We start from the raw sequence: 14,233 nt of genomic DNA on the forward strand, positions 1-14,233 counted from the left end.
GACAAATGATGACATGGGCGATCAAAGACTTAGCGTAGATCGACTGATCGGGCGTCATACCGGTATGACGATCAGTGACAAACTGTCCGACCGATGTGACAGACATAAGCTGCGGAAATTAGGGCGGTTCGCGTTCGCAGCACTCGTGCGTACGGTGCATTACAAAACGGCCTCGTGCCGTGCGTCCTTACCTCGCAGCGCACTTGCCGCTGCGCTGCCTCGTGCCGGAAGGCGCGGGGCTCCCCGCAGGGGTTTCTGTCCTTGCCCGCGGCACATCCCGCCACAGGCCAACGCACCCCAGCTGCAACATTTCCATTGCGATCATGATGCACTCCATCGATAAGAAACAGGTGGCGGGCAGGCCATCTGACAGGAAGATGCCATGCCCAGAATGACTGAACGCGAACGCCTCGCTGACCTCGAAGCACGACAGAAGAAAGTCGCGCAGGAGATCGACCAGACCCGCCGCGCTTTGCGCGGCAAATATGCCGCGATCGTCTCCGAACTGCCGATCGAGTTTTTGACTGAACGCGAGTTACGCGACATTCTCACCCACGCGATCCGCGCCGGTGGCGCAGCCTCTGTCGCTACGCTCAAGACCCTGCCGCCCGCCACAATCGCACATAACCAACAACCCGGCCCGCGCCCGCAGGGCGTCCCTGCGACGAGCACGGCGGAGCCGCGCGCAGGAGGCCGGGGTCGCCCAAAAGGCGACACCGCATCGCTCCGCGACGGACCCCTTACGGGTCCCTGAGCGGGGCGACATATCCCGACAGTAAAAACAGGAGGACCGGTTCGGCAAACCCGAACCGGTCCTCCTGACCCCTTTCCGTCAGGCCGCGCTGTGACGCTGCCCTGCTGCGCCGCTCTTCTGATCTGCAAGCCGGAAGAAGTGCGCGGGCACGCCTTTTGCGCGGACCAATCGTGCCAGATGGGACTGAAGCCCTGAGCCTTCGCACACCACCGCCTCGACTGGCTGCAGCGCCAGGAGTTGCTCATTGCGCGCGAACCCGGCCCTTTGTCCCAGCTTGCGGTTGAGGGTGAAGGCTATCAGCGGTGTGCCACTGCGCGCCGCCCAGGATGCCGCGATCGCATCGCATCCCTTGTCCTGCGCGCTCGTCGCCAGCACCATTGTCGGAATGCGCTGGCGTATCGCATCAAGGGTCGTGGTGATCTGGTCATGATCCTCCCAGACTTGCCCACCGGAGAATATGACGATCGGTCCCTTTGGGGAATGGCTTGCGGCTTTTTTCTCCCTGCGGGCGGTCAGGAAGTCCTGGGCGGCAACCACCGAGGCGGTGCGCTTGCTCGACACCAGCGATCCCTGCGGTGAAGACCAGGGCCGCCCTGTTTCATTATGATAACTTCCTGCGGCATGGTCGCGCATGCAGGCCACCGCATCGCGCGCCTCGTCGAGGGACTGGCAGATGGTTTGCGCTTCTTCCAACTGCGCCATCAGCACCTCGCTGCCGTCGGCATCGCGGACCAGATCCCGGACCTTGAGCGCTGCCTTGTCCGCCTCGCCATCGAGCTGTCCTGCAACCTTGTGGAAGCTGTGCACGATCCCCCAGGCGATCCGTCCGGCTATGCTTTCGAGCCTTGTGTCGCGCAGGACGTCAAAAAGAGTGCAGATCATCAGTTCGGTCGCCTGCTGCACCTGCCAGGGATCGGGCATCCCGGCATCGCTCTCCTCCTCGGCATGCCCCATGCGGAACCCGTCGATCGTCTCGGTAAAAGCCTGGCTGAAGCGGTCGGACACCTGCCCGGTTTCGAGCCCCAGCAGGTCGGCAATTTCGGGGAAGGAACGGACGGTACGGAAAATCCTTGTCATGAAAACCTCCTCTTTACAGTTTGAGATTTTCTCTTCGGCACGGGCTCCGAGCAGCGGGGTCAAGGATCGGGCGTAGCCCGACCGCGCAGCGGCGGTGGGGGTCACGATTTTTTCTGGCGGCCACTAAGGCTGGATCGACAGACACAGGTCAGACCCGCCGGAAAAAATGGTGGGGCCCTGCCGTCCTTGAGGCCGGTGCTGACCCCGTGCCACACTAAAAAGAGTTGAGAGAAGAGAGGAGGCTCCCGAATCTGGGGCTCGATGCCCCTGATTCGGGAATGGGTCCTGGGATGACCTGGCGATATTACGCCATCAGCGAGCCCCGTTTGAATATGAACTCTTCAGGGGTATCGCGCTCAAATATGCCAAAGTTCAGGCCGCCGTCGGAGTGATGGAAAAGGGATCGACCAGGCTATGGATAGGCTGCGCTCGTCCCATCCATGGTTCGGGCTTGATGGCGCGAACCCAGTCGGCAAAGGATGGAATAAATCCCAGATCCTCGATGACATGCTGTTCGGCAATCAGGCGCACGGGAACAATGCGGCCTGTCGAAAGGGTGATCGTTGGCCCAAAAAAATGCTCCGCCATGAAAATGCCTTCGGCATGATGGCGCAGGCTTCGGTGCCGATAGTCGGCGATGATCAGTTTTGAAGGCTCATCGAACCATTGATGAAGCGGCAGGAAATCTTCGGCCTCACCGCCCCATTTGCGTACGCTCGAAAGCGCATGATGATAGCAATGTCCCATGACGCGCCTCCTTTAGAAATGGTGGGTAAATTCTTCCGTGGCGGTATAGCGGTCATAATGGTCGAGCCGGATCGTTCCGGCAGCGACGTCGAAGATAAATTCACCAAAGGCCCCGTCTCCATTTTCCCAGCCCGGATGGGCAGAACCCAGTAAATGATAGGTGATATTTTCCAAGGCCTGGCCCAGCGGAACAGTCTGCGATTTAGGGATATCTTCGCCCCAGGGCAGTACCAGCATGTTCACCGGCACATCGGTTATCGGAAGGCTAATGCCCTGTGCATCGCGCGCCTCCATCTCTTCGATCTGGCCACTATCGCCCGATCCATCAAAGCGGATGAGCACCATGCTCATGCCAGCAGCCGACAGTACGCCAAATATGCCGGTCTTGTTCACCGGCAGAAGCTGGGCCTCCTGCGCCTCCCGGCGCGCCCACCTGGCCATGACGTCGTCTACCACCACAGGCGACACAGACGCATCGCCCCATTCTGATCCTTCTTCCATGCGCAGCCTCCTTCATAGCCACGCGATGATCCTGTCATCGCGCCACATCCCCCCTCCTCCGCTCCTATCCTGGGGCCGTAAGCTTGCAGTCGCTCACCTGAGAGCAATGCCCCGACACTCGCCTTAGACGCCGGCCCGCCACGCGCTCAGATCTGCGATCAGTATGTTTCAGGATTTCCCGGTGGCACATAGGCGAGGTAGGGATCGCCTTCCCACAGATGCCCGAAAGGCGTCATAATATAAGCCTCTCCATCCCGTCCAACCGCGCACAGAACATATTTTGGTTCGCCCGTCACGGAATCGGTACATTCCACCAGCGCAAGATTGCCGTCTTCCGCTGCCCGCAGCAGCGTTTGAAAATTCCGCCGGTACGCATCAGGTATCGCCATATTGGCCTCCCAAAAAAAGGGACGGTCGCTCATGCGCCGTCCCCGGTTTGGTAGATTGAACGATCAGGCAGCGGCGTTGCGCCGGCGCCTAGCGCCAGGCCTGCCCACGGCCTCTAACGGGGCCTGATCTGCCTTGCGGAAGGCATGGATTGGAATGCCCGCCTTGCGCAGCACCTGGTAGAGATTGGCCTGAATGCCCGATCCTTCGCCCAGCACCGCTTCGACGGGTTTCAGTTCTACCATCTTGCGGTTGCGCAGGAAGGGCGCTTTACGACCTGACCCCGCCAGGGTGTAGGCGACCAGCGGCACGCCGCGGTCACCGGCCCAGGCCGCGACGATCGCGTCGAACCCCTTGCGCTGGGCTGTTGTCACCAATGTCATGTGCGGCACCCGCTTGCGCACCAGATCGAGCCGGTCCCATATCGGTTGCCAGTCATGCCAGTCGGCATGGCCGGAGGCGACCACAATCGGGCCTTTGGGCAGATAGCGCTCGCGCGCAGCCAGATCACGGGCGCGCATGAAATCCTGCACCGCGATCTGGGTGGCGCTGGATGCAGGCGACGCCCGCGTCCCCCGGGAGGGCGACCAGGGCCAGCCCGACTGAGCGCTATACACATGGGCGGCATAGTCGCGCATACATTCGATCGCTTCGCGCTGCTCGGTGGTCGATTGGCACAGCAACTGCCGTTCTTCCAGTTCGCTGTTGAAGACTTCGGAAAGATCGGGCCGCCGCAGCATGTCGCGTAGTTCATCGACCAGCGCGTCCTCGCGCCGCTCTAGTCTGGACGCCACGAAATGGAAGCTGTTGACGAACCCCCAGGCGATCTCGGCGGCAAGCGGTTCGAGCCGCGTACCAGAAAACAGGTCGAAGATGGTGGCAATGACGGCCCCGCATTCGGCCTGCGCGGCAAGCGGTTCGGGCATGTCATGTTCGCTTGGGCTTTCGCCCGGCTCGATGATGCTGAGCGGGATCGGATCGCCAAAGGCCCGCTGAAAATCGGGACTGGCGGTGATGGCGGCATAAAGCGTTTTAAGATCAGCAAAGCTGTCGACGCTGCGGGCATTATCCTGGGACATGGATTGTCTCCTGGGTGATGGCATGACAAAAAAATGGCCGGAGAAGCGAATGCTTCCCCGGCCACAGTGCGGATGATCAGCCGTTCAGCCGTTCAAAGTCGGCTTGCCTGTCGAACCCCGCGTCGGCACCGGCCAGCGACCCGTCCATGCCAGCGGTGCTAGCGCCAAAGCCGCTCTCTTCTGCCCGATCATAGCCAGCGTCACCGCCACCCATCCGGTCATAATTGGCCGCGCCAAAGCCAGTGCCACCAAAGTCCGAGCGCAGCGTGTCGCGCCGCCAGGCGATCGAATAGCCGCCATTGTCGGTCGGGAAAAAGGCAACCGGCAGCGGTTCAGGCAGGCTGGGATCATCGATATTGCCGGCGAGGAATATTTCGCCCGACTTTTTGGCCACCGCTTCCCACAGCGCACCGACCTGCACCCAGCGCCGCGCGACGTTAAGCGCGAGGATTTCATAGACCGGCGCACGCGGATTCTGGCTATCGACTTTGCGCAGGCCGATGCGGGGGAGATCGATGGTGCGGGTGGCGACACGGCCTTCCAGACGACCATTGACGATACGAACTTCTCCGATGTTCATTGACTTAACCTTTCCAGATCGTCGCTCGAAACCCATTTCCGGCGACAATCTTTCCAGATCCTCCTCTCCTCTGATCCTGCCCTCGCCCCCTGCGCCATTGGTAGGGGCGACCCACTGCCATTCGCCTATGCCCCCATTCTTCACGCCGCGCCGCGCTTCCTTTCCACGCATACCCCCGCCCCACGCGGCAGGGATGCGCGCCCGTCAGGGCCAAGACCCGCGCAGCGGGGCTTGGGGCGCCAGCCCGCCAGCCCGGTGCCCGCGCACCGCGCGGGCAGCCGCCCATTCCCAGTCCCAATATCATTCCACGCTTGACGTCCCTCGTCCCAGCAAGACAAAAATGGCCCATGGCCTCATCCAAAACCCTCAATCAGACCAACCTCGAAGCGCTGGGCGCGCAGCGCCTGGCGCAATTGCTGCTGGAGCTTGTGACGAGGGACGCGCAGGCCAAACGACGGTTGCGGCTGGAGCTGGCCAGCGTCAGTGGCAGCGGGGACGTTGCCGACCAAATCGGCAAACGAATTGCGACCATCGCCAAAGCGAAAGCCTTTGTCGACTGGCACAAGGTCAAGCTGCTGGCAGCGGACATAGAGGCACAGCGGCGAGCAATTATGGATCATGTCGCACCCCATGATCCGGCAACTGCATTGGATCTGCTCTGGAAACTGGTTGCGCTGGCAAGACCGGTATTTGATCGCTGCGATGATAGCAGCGGTCAGATCGGTTCGATATTTGCTACCGCATTGCCTGACCTTGTGCCACTGGCTGCGGCAGCAAAACTGCCAACTGCACGGCTGGCAGACAGAGTGTTCGATAGCGTGTGCGACAATGGCTATGGCCAGTTCGACGCGCTCATCACGCTGATGGCGCCGGTTCTCGGGAAGCCGGGACTGCTACTGCTCCAAGGCAAGTTTGAGGCGATGGCAAGCAGCCCGTCAAAGCAACAGACGCAAGCTGAACGACCTATGATCGGCTATGGATCAGGGGGCGCCATCTACGAGGATGATATGGAGATCCGGCGTCACGCCCGCACAGTCCAGACCGCGCTGCTGGAGATTGCCGATGCGTTGGGTGATGTGGATGCTTTCATAGCCCAATATCCCGTCGAACAGCGCGACAATCCCGCCATCGCCGCGGCGATCGCCGAGCGCTTGGGCGACGCGGGCCGGACGGACGAGGCGATGGCGGCTATCGAGCACGCGCAGGCCGTAAGGCAGAAAGATGGCCACTGGCCGGATTGGGACCGGGTGCGGATTGCTATCCTCGATTCCCTGGGCCGCACCGACGAGGCGCAGGCCGAACGATGGGATAGGTTCGTCACGGCGCTCGACGCCCAATATCTGCGGGCCTATCTCAAACGCCTGCCCGATTTTGATGATCTCGACGCGGAGAAGAAGGCGCTGGCCCATGTCCGCGCCTTCCCGTCCTTATCCCACGCCCTGCATTTCCTGCTCGCCTGGCCTGATATCGAGGGCGCGGCAGCTATGATGCTGGCGCGCGCTGACGAACTGGATGGCGATCCTAATGAACTTCTCAACCATGCTGCCGAAGCACTGGAAAGCCGCCATCCGCTGGCGGCCACATTGGCGCTTCGCACGATGGTCGATTTCGCGCTGGAGCGGGCGCGGGTCAAACGCTATCCGCATGCCGCCCGCCATCTGGAAAGCTGCGCGCATCTTGCCCGCAGAATCGATGATTATGGCAATCATCCCGACCATGAAACCTATGTAGCAGCACTCCAGGCACAGCATGGACGCAAGCGCGGTTTTTGGGAGGACTGATCGCAGCCCATTTCTGTTCAAGCGACCAGCGCGACAATATATTCCTGAAACCTGGGCGCACGACTGGTCGTGCGAAAGGGCTGCAGAGGGTTCGCCGTGCGAAGGATGAACTGGCTGACGCCGGTCTGCCGCTGGCGTTGCAAGGCGACGGCGTAAGAGTTTTCGAACGAGGACAGTCGCTGGCGACGCGGCGATAGCGATGCCGCAGCATCGGTGTTGGACATTGGGACTTCTCCATCAGGGGCTTTTTGCGCCGATGACTAACCAGCCAGCATCATCAATGCGGCATGACGGTTCGACTCCTGACAGGAAGGAAGTCGGTCCAGCTTAATGCGCGAGCACCGGCCGCCACGACCGGGCGATGCCACATCAGTCTTACGACAGGATAGTGCTCACATCCCGGGCACCGTGGAGAATGCGTTCAATGCGGACACTCCCCGGCACAAGCGTGTAGAAAATCACATAACTGCCATATACTCTGGACCGCAGATCCGGGCGAAGCTCGGAACGCACCGTGCCAGAGCCAGGAAAATCGAGAAGCTTTGTGCAAGCCGCTTGGAGTTCATCGATGAATGTCAACGCCCGATCAACATTATCCCGGGCAATGAAACTGGCAATATCTGTCAGATCAGCGTCGGCTGCCGGTGAAAACGAAAGATGCATCACTGCTCCTTGTTGGCAGCGGCGATGTCAGCAATGCGTGCCCTTGCATTTGCGAAGGCTTGCTCCGCAGGTATGCCAGTCCCGCTGCTCGCACCCAGATCGATCTCGGCGCGTAGCGCCTCAAGCCGCGCCTGTCGCATGGCGTCCTGCTCCTCTAGCAGACGCAGGCTGTCGCGAATGACCTCACTGGCCGATGCATAACGACCGGTGTTCACCTGTTGCTTGATGAAGCCCTCGAAATGGGTTCCTAAGGTGAAGCTGGATGGCATAGTCATACTCCTTTCCGACCTAGATATCATTTTATGATATAATTCTGCAAGAGCCGCGCTCGACAGAATGCTGACAAGCAGGTGACGAGAGGCGAAGTGCTCCCTCAACCTGCATCGAACGTCGGCCAGCAAGAGGATGGTGGTTCATCCCGGTCGAACAGCAGCCAGGACGCTCCGTCCGCATTGGCTGCCGAAAGCAACGCCCAGAGTTGAGGCGAGATGTCCGGCGGATCGGCGGCCTGGCAGGCCGCGATGCCGCAATGAACGAAGAATCCGTAGAGATGGGGTTCGATAACCAGATCATTATGCGCGACATGCAATCGGCCGTCATCATCGCGCGGCGCTGCCCTGATCAGCTTTTCGATCTTCTGTCGCTCGGCGAGCGGAATATGCATGGTGGACAGGGTAAACATCGCGGATCGTCGCATATCAAGCCTCCCCAGAGCAGGAATTTTTGGAGGGTGCGAAGGCGTCATGGCGCCGGTTCCAATGTCAGTTCGACGCCCGTACGGGTCGCTGTAACCGTGAGAGTGCGGTCCGGCGGTATCAGCCATTGCACCTTGTCGGTAAGCCTGTCGCGGATTTGCCGCAGCAGAGCCTCCTCCTCGCTCAGCAGCAACGCATAGGCGTAGTTACGCGCGCTTCGCTGAAAATTGTCCTGCTGGGTTTCCCAGCTGTCGCAATCGCTGCCATCCGATGCCCTAAAAAGGCTCTGCTCCATTTGCCAGGCCAGATCATCGGGTGAAACGACGGCATTGCTCCCAATAAGGATGATCGCATCCTCGAGATCATAGCCTTCATTGCGACACACCAGCAGTTCAAGCGGGAAGCATCGCTTCGTAAGCGTCGCACCAGGCAATGCGCAACTGGCGATCCCCAGTTCGAGCGTGATTGCGTCGGCCCGTCCCGATGTGCAGGACGGATCTAGTTCGGTGTCGGCCTCATACATATGTTCGAGACCATTTTGTTCGATCACAAAGGCAAGAGTCTGCAGGCGGGGCAGCCTGTCATACCAGTCATAGCCGGAAAATTCCGGCGCGATCCGCACCGTGCGCATGCCGAGCTTGTCCGGCGCATTCAATATCGGCGCAGCGCCTTGCTGAAGGTCTATCTCCAATGCGGGCACGACCAGCATATCAGGCGACGATATGGGTTCGCCCTGATCGCACCCCATGCTGTCGGCGGTCATCGGCGCCCAGCATGGAAGCCAGGGCGCTGCATGCGGTAGCATGATGCCCAATGCCCTGGCGCGCTTCCATTCCGTAAAGCCCAGTCGATGGTCGCCACTGTCGCAGATCATCCGATAGATAGCGGCTTCTGCAGCGATCTTGAGCGCGTCGAGCCCTGCATTACGGACCATTTCCTTGCGCGTAGGCAGAACCAGTTGCAGATCGGGCGCGTCGATAATGTCGACCTTCACGCACCATTTGTCGATTTTGCCCACCTCCGACACGAACGGCAAATCGCAAGGCACGGTGACACCGTGAAAATTAATGCGGGCCATGTCGACCGGCTGGTAGCCGCGCCAGCTGAAAATGCCGATGCGGCAGCCCTGCCAGGTTTCGACCCGAACAGCCTCGGCGAGGAAATCCTCGCGTGGCAGAGGCGTGCCCGACAAAGTTACCGGCAGCGGAAAATAGCGTGCGGCGTTGCGGGCGGCGGCAAGCAAATTCTTGGTCCATGCGTCCGGCAAGGCGATGCGCAACTGCGTACCGCCGGTTATGACGCAGGGCTGGATCGCGAGCGGCTCTGGGCTCTGCCAGCCTTGTTCGGGGATCTCGACCATCCAGCCCCTGCCCGCGCTGCGCGACCAGGATCGTACTTCAACATGACGTCCTGCAAGACTGAACATGCCCATGCCGGCCGGATCCTCGCGGTGGGCAACTGCATCATTCCAGCCTGAATAGCCAAGAGTCAGCAGCGCAACCGGGTCATCGATGCCCGAACCGTCATCACTCACGACAAGGATAGGGGCACCATCGGAGCCTTCAAGATCCAGAGTTACAGCGCTGGCGCCAGCGCGGCGGCTGTTTTGCAGCAGCTCGTTCAGCACATCGTGGATCGTACCATTGAACAGACGCGTGACGCGCGTGATGAGGGACGCGCCCACCTGTGGGGTGATCGTAAGAGGTAACGCCATGATCTATGTCTCCTTGGACAGGCGGTCATTTTCCGCCCCTTCTCAACGTCCCCCTCCCCTCCGATCGAAAATCCGCCGCTGCCAGGCCGATCTGTGCAAAGCGATTTGCCGTCGGCGCGCTTCATGTTCACCAGTCATGCACGAGCAATTGCGGCAGCGTTGGGCCATCGCAGTCGAAATGCAGCAGATCGATGCCGCGCCGCCGCGCAAAGAGGATGGCAGCCATCAGATCGGCAGGCAGGGCGCGCTCGCAATCGGCTGACATAGAGCGGGTCGACAGAAACCAGCCATGGGCGTTGCGCGCCACCGTGGTTGGCGCTTCATGGGCGTGGCCATTGCACCAGCTATCAAGCAACAGCGCCGTGTTCATCGAAAGATGCGCGGTGGAAAGCAGCTGATATTTGCCGATCACGCCAATTGCGGGCGTAGGCGACTGTTCTGCAGGTCGGCTGCGCAATTCAGGATGGGTGCGGGCCGGCATCGACGATCCCGCCAATAGCGAGGCAAGGCCGCGCTTTGCAGAGGAAGGCATAGGAAAACTCCTGAAATATATGGTGTAGGAGATGTGTCTGCGCGGCGACATGGCGCGGTAGACGCACGGTCAGGCCAGCGATGATGTCGCCGTGCGCCGAAGATCGGGCACCCGACCATTGTCGTAAGCGCTCTCGCCCGACAATTGCAGCGCCTGCTGCTCGGCACGATACCAGTCTGGCGCATCGATCCGGTAGGTTTCACAGGCATAGAGGTCGTTTCCGCTGAAGAAGTGGATATCGACGCGAAAGCTTTGGAGCGAATGCTGGGACGAGGTCCGCATGATGGCGTCCTTTCAAGGGCGAGCGTGATTGTCGCCTTTCAACGACCGTCACTGATGTGCGAATGGGAGATTGGGCGACGCGGTGCCGGGGCCAGCCGGGGTCAATGCGCCCGTTCGAGAAGCCTGCGTCCCTTCGTCTCAACGTCGAGACGGCTGTCCTGATTGGATTTGGACCGGGCATGGGCGGTGATGCCCTGGACAAAGTCGAAAATGCTGGCAGGCGGATGACCTTCTTCGGCCAGCACGGTGGCGATGATCTTGCCGGTTTCGGCCTTGGAAAAACCCTGACCGCGCAGGAATGTCTGGCGATCTTCGTCGGTGCGGGCGACAATACGCTCGCGCGCAGCGCGAATGCCCCGGATGAAGCCGCTGGCGGAGGAATCAGCGAAGTTTTCAAGTGCAGGCGCGGCTTCATGGGCGAAGCGATTGGCGGCAAACTTTGAGTGGCGGATCGAGATTTCCTCGAAATTCTCGACACCCCACAGATTGCGATTCATGCAGACGGCGCGCAGGTAGAAAGTGGCAATGCCCAGCGTCTTTGACCCGACTTCAGAATTCCAGCAGTAAAAACCGCGGAAAAACAGGTCCGGATCGCCATTGGCAAGGCGTCCGGCCTCAATCGGGTGGGTATCATCCACAAGGAAGAGGAAGACATCGCGATCGGACGCATAGAGCGTCGTTGTGTCGCGGGATACATCGACAAAGGGGTTATAGTGCATCGAAGACCAGTCAAGGACGCCGGGCACTTTCCAGCGCGTATCGCCCACACCGTCGCCCGCGATCTTCATGACCGCGGCGACCAGCTCATGATCCCAGATGCGTCCATAATCAGGACCTGTAACCGCGCGTAATTCAGCGCGGCCATTTTGCGTCTGAAGCAGCTTCACCTGTTCGCCGCGATGGGAGAGCAGGCCATGCTGGAGATTGATGCCGGCAAGCGCTGCGGGCAGCGAGCGCAGATAGGAAGCGGGTGCACCGACCAGGCTGGAGAGCTGGCCAAAGGACCAGTTGGTGGGCGCGATGGGCATATCCTCGCCCGGCACGAATAGGGTCAGGCGTTCCGGATTATCGGCACGCGCTTCGACCCGGAGCGATCGGCTTTCGACGATCCGCGTCGTCGCTCGCTCGGCCCGCGTGCGGACATGGTCGTAAAGGTCTGTCAGCGACAGGAATTTCTCGTCATCGGGCCGCGAAAACCATTCTGACGAGACACGGCTGACATTATGGCCGCGGGAAATATCGACGCGATAGGCACCCGTTACCGGCGCACTGTCGACCGGGATTGCAAGACTGGACATGAGAGGCTCTCCTCATAAGAGTCATGAAGCCAGGGCAGCGCCACTGATCCTCGCAAATCCCTTCCCCCCTCCCCTCCGCATGTCTGGCCAGGGTCCTGTGTCCCACAAACAGCGTGTCACCGTTCAGATCACAGCACCGCTCAGTGCGGCTGACAAGGCGTGAAGGGTGCTTTCAAATTCGAGGCGATCAGGAAAAATGGCGCACCACCCGCCGCGGAAATGTCCGACGCGCGGTCTGGAACAGACTTCCGCCCATTCAAAGCCGATCGGTGCCTGTGCCAGGCTTTGGGCACAGCAGCGCTGGATCAGCTTTGCAATCGGCGCAGGCTGAAAATCCGTCATCCCGCAAATCACCACTATTCGCATGTCCCGATTATCGCGATCGACGTCGATCTGGAGATCAGCACCAAAGTCGGGGAAATCGGGATTGTCGAAAATGGTGAGCAGGCCTGACCATGGATCGCCTTCATCAAGAGGGGGAAACAATGTAGTGAGTGCGGCGGAGGGCGCGTCTGGCTCGACGTCATCGCGCAACGACATTACGGCGTACCAGGCTTGGCCCAATGTTTCGGCCTCTTCCACATGACATATGAACGCAAAACTCCCCTGAATATATATGTCCGCCATTGTCCATAAGCTCCTGTACCGGTTTACCTGCCCAAGCTGTTTGCCTGCACAGACATGGCTCCCCCTCCCCTTTGACAAATCACGGCCCGGATGGCTAAACTCCTGTTTTTGAGCCGCGGCTCCTGCAGCGCCGACATTCTCACCATGTCTTGGACAGGATATTCCCATGACCGATGCCGACCAGCCCGACTATACGGTTCTGACCGTTCAGTTGCTCAGCGCCTATGTCACCAATAATATGGTGCCAAGCGCCGATCTGGCAGGGTTGATCCAGTCGACACGTGCAGCGCTGGTGGCGCAAACATCCGCAGTGGAAGCAGAGCCCGTGCTGGAATACACGCCTGCGGTCAGTGTTCGCAAAAGTCTCGCCTCCCGCGAGCATCTCATCAGCCTCATCGATGGCCGGCCTTACAAAACGCTCAAGCGGCATCTGGCCTCGCACGGCCTTAAGCCAGCGCAATATCGTGAGCGCTATGGTCTTGCGTCAACCTATCCCATGGTTGCACCGGCCTATTCCGAGCAGCGCCGGGAAGTCGCGCAACGGCTCGGCCTTGGACAGCGTGGAACTGCTGCAAAAGCCGCCGCTGCGAGCGCTGCTAATGTGTCGCCGGCAACGAGCGAGCCGACCATCGCAAATGTCCCTACCGAACAAGTGTCTGCGCCTGTGACGGGCAAGGGGCGGAAGGTAAAGACGCCTAAGACGACGGTCGCAACAAGCCGGGCAAGGCCCACAAGCAAGGCTGTATCTGCGCCCATAGCATCAACCACCGATGAGAAGATGTCCGCAACCGGCGCTCCAAAAGACGCCATAGCGACATCTGCCGACATTTTACCACCCAAGGCATCGCGCAAGGTGAAGGCAGCAGGAGACCAGCCCGTCGCCAAGCCTGCGCGAAAAACGCCTTCCAAAGTCAGCATATCGGCGACATCTATTGATGCGATCGCCCCTCCGGTTGACACCGTCAAAGCCTCGAAGCCTGCGAAAGCGAAACGTCAATCGAGCGTCACCGCGAAAAAGACGCCAGCGGAACCCGCACCTAAAGCTCGCTCTGCAAAAACCGTAAAATCTTCTCGCAAGACCCTCGGTATCAAAACGCCCGACGTACAGTCCGCGCCGAAAACGGCGGAAAGCTGACCTGGTCCGAGACATTGAGATAAGCAGGACAGCCGCCGGGGTGCTTGGGTTCCATGAGCTTCGGCGGCCAATGTCTGACCTCAGGATTACTAACTACAAGTCCAGATACTCAGGCTGTCTGCATCTTTTCAATCGCAGCGGCAAAATCCTGGATGTTTCCAATCGCCATCGCCATTCTGCGCAGTGCTTCTTCGCGCGTGTCGCAATCCTCGGGGGTACCCAACTCAATCATCAGAAATGTGAAGAGCGTATCGCTAACTGCGCGAACCTGCTCGATATCTTCGACATGGGCGAAGTCACCCTCGCAATAGGCGTCGGCGCATGTACGCTGAAACGGATTGAACATAAGTTTCCCTTGTCAGATAAGCGGATACGGCATTA

The 14,233-nt window shown here is 60.0% G+C and carries 19 protein-coding genes; 3 read left to right on the forward strand and 16 right to left on the reverse strand.

Going from position 1 to position 14,233, the window contains the following annotated elements; all coding sequences use genetic code 11:
- Positions 1-382: 382 nt before the first annotated feature.
- Positions 383-754: a hypothetical protein gene (locus ACZ2HM_RS18675; RefSeq protein ID WP_470427163.1), complete on the forward strand. Its 372-nt coding sequence runs from the start codon at positions 383-385 to the stop codon at positions 752-754.
- A 78-nt stretch (positions 755-832) separates the two neighbouring features.
- Here the strand turns inward: ACZ2HM_RS18675 and ACZ2HM_RS18680 are convergent, their stop codons facing one another.
- The 6 genes from ACZ2HM_RS18680 to ACZ2HM_RS18705 form a co-directional block, all read right to left on the reverse strand.
- Positions 833-1,831 carry a DUF2493 domain-containing protein gene (locus ACZ2HM_RS18680; RefSeq protein WP_470427164.1) on the reverse strand — a complete coding sequence of 333 codons (999 nt, stop codon included), beginning with the start codon at positions 1,829-1,831 and terminating at the stop codon, positions 833-835.
- A gap of 372 nt (positions 1,832-2,203) precedes the next feature.
- Positions 2,204-2,578 (reverse strand): DUF6915 family protein, encoded by a 375-nt coding sequence (locus tag ACZ2HM_RS18685; RefSeq protein ID WP_130754541.1) that lies wholly within the window; start codon positions 2,576-2,578, stop codon positions 2,204-2,206.
- A gap of 12 nt (positions 2,579-2,590) precedes the next feature.
- Positions 2,591-3,079, reverse strand: a complete 489-nt coding sequence (locus tag ACZ2HM_RS18690; protein ID WP_313921847.1) for a DUF6878 family protein — start codon at positions 3,077-3,079, stop codon at positions 2,591-2,593.
- A gap of 158 nt (positions 3,080-3,237) precedes the next feature.
- Positions 3,238-3,501 (reverse strand): DUF6117 family protein, encoded by a 264-nt coding sequence (locus tag ACZ2HM_RS18695; protein WP_313921846.1) that lies wholly within the window; start codon positions 3,499-3,501, stop codon positions 3,238-3,240.
- Positions 3,502-3,531: 30 nt separating this feature from the next.
- Positions 3,532-4,545, reverse strand: coding sequence for a DUF2493 domain-containing protein (locus ACZ2HM_RS18700; RefSeq protein WP_313921845.1), 1,014 nt, complete (start codon positions 4,543-4,545; stop codon positions 3,532-3,534).
- A gap of 76 nt (positions 4,546-4,621) precedes the next feature.
- The gene (locus ACZ2HM_RS18705; RefSeq protein WP_119749426.1) at positions 4,622-5,125 is read right to left on the reverse strand and encodes a DUF736 domain-containing protein; all 504 of its coding nucleotides are present in this window, start codon (positions 5,123-5,125) and stop codon (positions 4,622-4,624) included.
- Positions 5,126-5,472: 347 nt separating this feature from the next.
- On the opposite strand from ACZ2HM_RS18705, the gene ACZ2HM_RS18710 reads away from it, so the two are divergent.
- Entirely contained in the window at positions 5,473-6,906 is a 1,434-nt protein-coding gene (locus ACZ2HM_RS18710) for a DUF6880 family protein (RefSeq protein ID WP_470427165.1), read from the forward strand.
- A gap of 17 nt (positions 6,907-6,923) precedes the next feature.
- Here ACZ2HM_RS18710 and ACZ2HM_RS18715 read toward each other — a convergent pair whose 3' ends face one another.
- The 9 genes from ACZ2HM_RS18715 to ACZ2HM_RS18755 all read right to left on the reverse strand — a co-directional run bounded on the left by ACZ2HM_RS18715 (position 6,924) and on the right by ACZ2HM_RS18755 (position 12,717).
- Positions 6,924-7,130, reverse strand: coding sequence for a hypothetical protein (locus tag ACZ2HM_RS18715; RefSeq protein ID WP_119749430.1), 207 nt, complete (start codon positions 7,128-7,130; stop codon positions 6,924-6,926).
- Positions 7,131-7,281: 151 nt separating this feature from the next.
- Positions 7,282-7,569, reverse strand: coding sequence for a type II toxin-antitoxin system RelE/ParE family toxin (locus tag ACZ2HM_RS18720; RefSeq protein ID WP_119749433.1), 288 nt, complete (start codon positions 7,567-7,569; stop codon positions 7,282-7,284).
- On the reverse strand, positions 7,569-7,844 hold the full coding sequence (locus ACZ2HM_RS18725) for a type II toxin-antitoxin system ParD family antitoxin (protein WP_470427166.1): 276 nt from the start codon (positions 7,842-7,844) through the stop codon (positions 7,569-7,571). Before ACZ2HM_RS18725 ends, ACZ2HM_RS18720 begins: the two co-directional genes overlap by 1 nt.
- Positions 7,845-7,942: 98 nt before the next feature.
- A complete protein-coding gene (locus tag ACZ2HM_RS18730) occupies positions 7,943-8,266 on the reverse strand; it encodes a DUF5983 family protein (protein WP_130754530.1) in 324 nt (107 codons plus the stop codon).
- A gap of 44 nt (positions 8,267-8,310) precedes the next feature.
- The gene (locus ACZ2HM_RS18735) at positions 8,311-9,978 is read right to left on the reverse strand and encodes a sensor histidine kinase (protein WP_130754528.1); all 1,668 of its coding nucleotides are present in this window, start codon (positions 9,976-9,978) and stop codon (positions 8,311-8,313) included.
- Between the two features lie 127 nt (positions 9,979-10,105).
- Positions 10,106-10,510: a DUF5983 family protein gene (locus tag ACZ2HM_RS18740; RefSeq protein WP_130754526.1), complete on the reverse strand. Its 405-nt coding sequence runs from the start codon at positions 10,508-10,510 to the stop codon at positions 10,106-10,108.
- A gap of 69 nt (positions 10,511-10,579) precedes the next feature.
- The gene (locus tag ACZ2HM_RS18745) at positions 10,580-10,792 is read right to left on the reverse strand and encodes a hypothetical protein (RefSeq protein ID WP_119749441.1); all 213 of its coding nucleotides are present in this window, start codon (positions 10,790-10,792) and stop codon (positions 10,580-10,582) included.
- Positions 10,793-10,893: 101 nt separating this feature from the next.
- The gene (locus ACZ2HM_RS18750) at positions 10,894-12,090 is read right to left on the reverse strand and encodes a DUF932 domain-containing protein (RefSeq protein ID WP_130754524.1); all 1,197 of its coding nucleotides are present in this window, start codon (positions 12,088-12,090) and stop codon (positions 10,894-10,896) included.
- A 123-nt stretch (positions 12,091-12,213) separates the two neighbouring features.
- Positions 12,214-12,717: a hypothetical protein gene (locus ACZ2HM_RS18755; protein ID WP_119750476.1), complete on the reverse strand. Its 504-nt coding sequence runs from the start codon at positions 12,715-12,717 to the stop codon at positions 12,214-12,216.
- Between the two features lie 166 nt (positions 12,718-12,883).
- Between ACZ2HM_RS18755 and ACZ2HM_RS18760 the strand changes: the two genes are divergently transcribed.
- Positions 12,884-13,852 (forward strand): Ros/MucR family transcriptional regulator, encoded by a 969-nt coding sequence (locus ACZ2HM_RS18760; RefSeq protein WP_130754522.1) that lies wholly within the window; start codon positions 12,884-12,886, stop codon positions 13,850-13,852.
- A 109-nt stretch (positions 13,853-13,961) separates the two neighbouring features.
- Here ACZ2HM_RS18760 and ACZ2HM_RS18765 read toward each other — a convergent pair whose 3' ends face one another.
- Positions 13,962-14,198, reverse strand: a complete 237-nt coding sequence (locus tag ACZ2HM_RS18765; protein ID WP_119750480.1) for a hypothetical protein — start codon at positions 14,196-14,198, stop codon at positions 13,962-13,964.
- Positions 14,199-14,233 lie beyond the last annotated feature (35 nt).

The sequence above is a fragment of the Sphingobium sp. KKT206 genome (assembly GCF_055640555.1).

Bases quoted from the DNA above. Each gene is read 5' to 3' on its own strand.
- ACZ2HM_RS18765 (WP_119750480.1), bottom strand. From the start codon at position 14,198: ATGTTCAATCCGTTTCAGCGTACATGCGCCGACGCCTATTGCGAGGGT.
- ACZ2HM_RS18705 (WP_119749426.1), bottom strand. From the start codon at position 5,125: ATGAACATCGGAGAAGTTCGTATCGTCAATGGTCGTCTGGAAGGCCGT.
- ACZ2HM_RS18710 (WP_470427165.1), top strand. From the start codon at position 5,473: ATGGCCTCATCCAAAACCCTCAATCAGACCAACCTCGAAGCGCTGGGC.
- ACZ2HM_RS18760 (WP_130754522.1), top strand. From the start codon at position 12,884: ATGACCGATGCCGACCAGCCCGACTATACGGTTCTGACCGTTCAGTTG.
- ACZ2HM_RS18735 (WP_130754528.1), bottom strand. From the start codon at position 9,978: ATGGCGTTACCTCTTACGATCACCCCACAGGTGGGCGCGTCCCTCATC.
- ACZ2HM_RS18720 (WP_119749433.1), bottom strand. From the start codon at position 7,569: ATGCATCTTTCGTTTTCACCGGCAGCCGACGCTGATCTGACAGATATT.
- ACZ2HM_RS18740 (WP_130754526.1), bottom strand. From the start codon at position 10,510: ATGCCTTCCTCTGCAAAGCGCGGCCTTGCCTCGCTATTGGCGGGATCG.
- ACZ2HM_RS18755 (WP_119750476.1), bottom strand. From the start codon at position 12,717: ATGGCGGACATATATATTCAGGGGAGTTTTGCGTTCATATGTCATGTG.
- ACZ2HM_RS18690 (WP_313921847.1), bottom strand. From the start codon at position 3,079: ATGGAAGAAGGATCAGAATGGGGCGATGCGTCTGTGTCGCCTGTGGTG.
- ACZ2HM_RS18745 (WP_119749441.1), bottom strand. From the start codon at position 10,792: ATGCGGACCTCGTCCCAGCATTCGCTCCAAAGCTTTCGCGTCGATATC.
- ACZ2HM_RS18730 (WP_130754530.1), bottom strand. From the start codon at position 8,266: ATGCGACGATCCGCGATGTTTACCCTGTCCACCATGCATATTCCGCTC.
- ACZ2HM_RS18685 (WP_130754541.1), bottom strand. From the start codon at position 2,578: ATGGGACATTGCTATCATCATGCGCTTTCGAGCGTACGCAAATGGGGC.
- ACZ2HM_RS18700 (WP_313921845.1), bottom strand. From the start codon at position 4,545: ATGTCCCAGGATAATGCCCGCAGCGTCGACAGCTTTGCTGATCTTAAA.
- ACZ2HM_RS18695 (WP_313921846.1), bottom strand. From the start codon at position 3,501: ATGAGCGACCGTCCCTTTTTTTGGGAGGCCAATATGGCGATACCTGAT.
- ACZ2HM_RS18715 (WP_119749430.1), bottom strand. From the start codon at position 7,130: ATGTCCAACACCGATGCTGCGGCATCGCTATCGCCGCGTCGCCAGCGA.
- ACZ2HM_RS18725 (WP_470427166.1), bottom strand. From the start codon at position 7,844: ATGACTATGCCATCCAGCTTCACCTTAGGAACCCATTTCGAGGGCTTC.
- ACZ2HM_RS18675 (WP_470427163.1), top strand. From the start codon at position 383: ATGCCCAGAATGACTGAACGCGAACGCCTCGCTGACCTCGAAGCACGA.
- ACZ2HM_RS18680 (WP_470427164.1), bottom strand. From the start codon at position 1,831: ATGACAAGGATTTTCCGTACCGTCCGTTCCTTCCCCGAAATTGCCGAC.
- ACZ2HM_RS18750 (WP_130754524.1), bottom strand. From the start codon at position 12,090: ATGTCCAGTCTTGCAATCCCGGTCGACAGTGCGCCGGTAACGGGTGCC.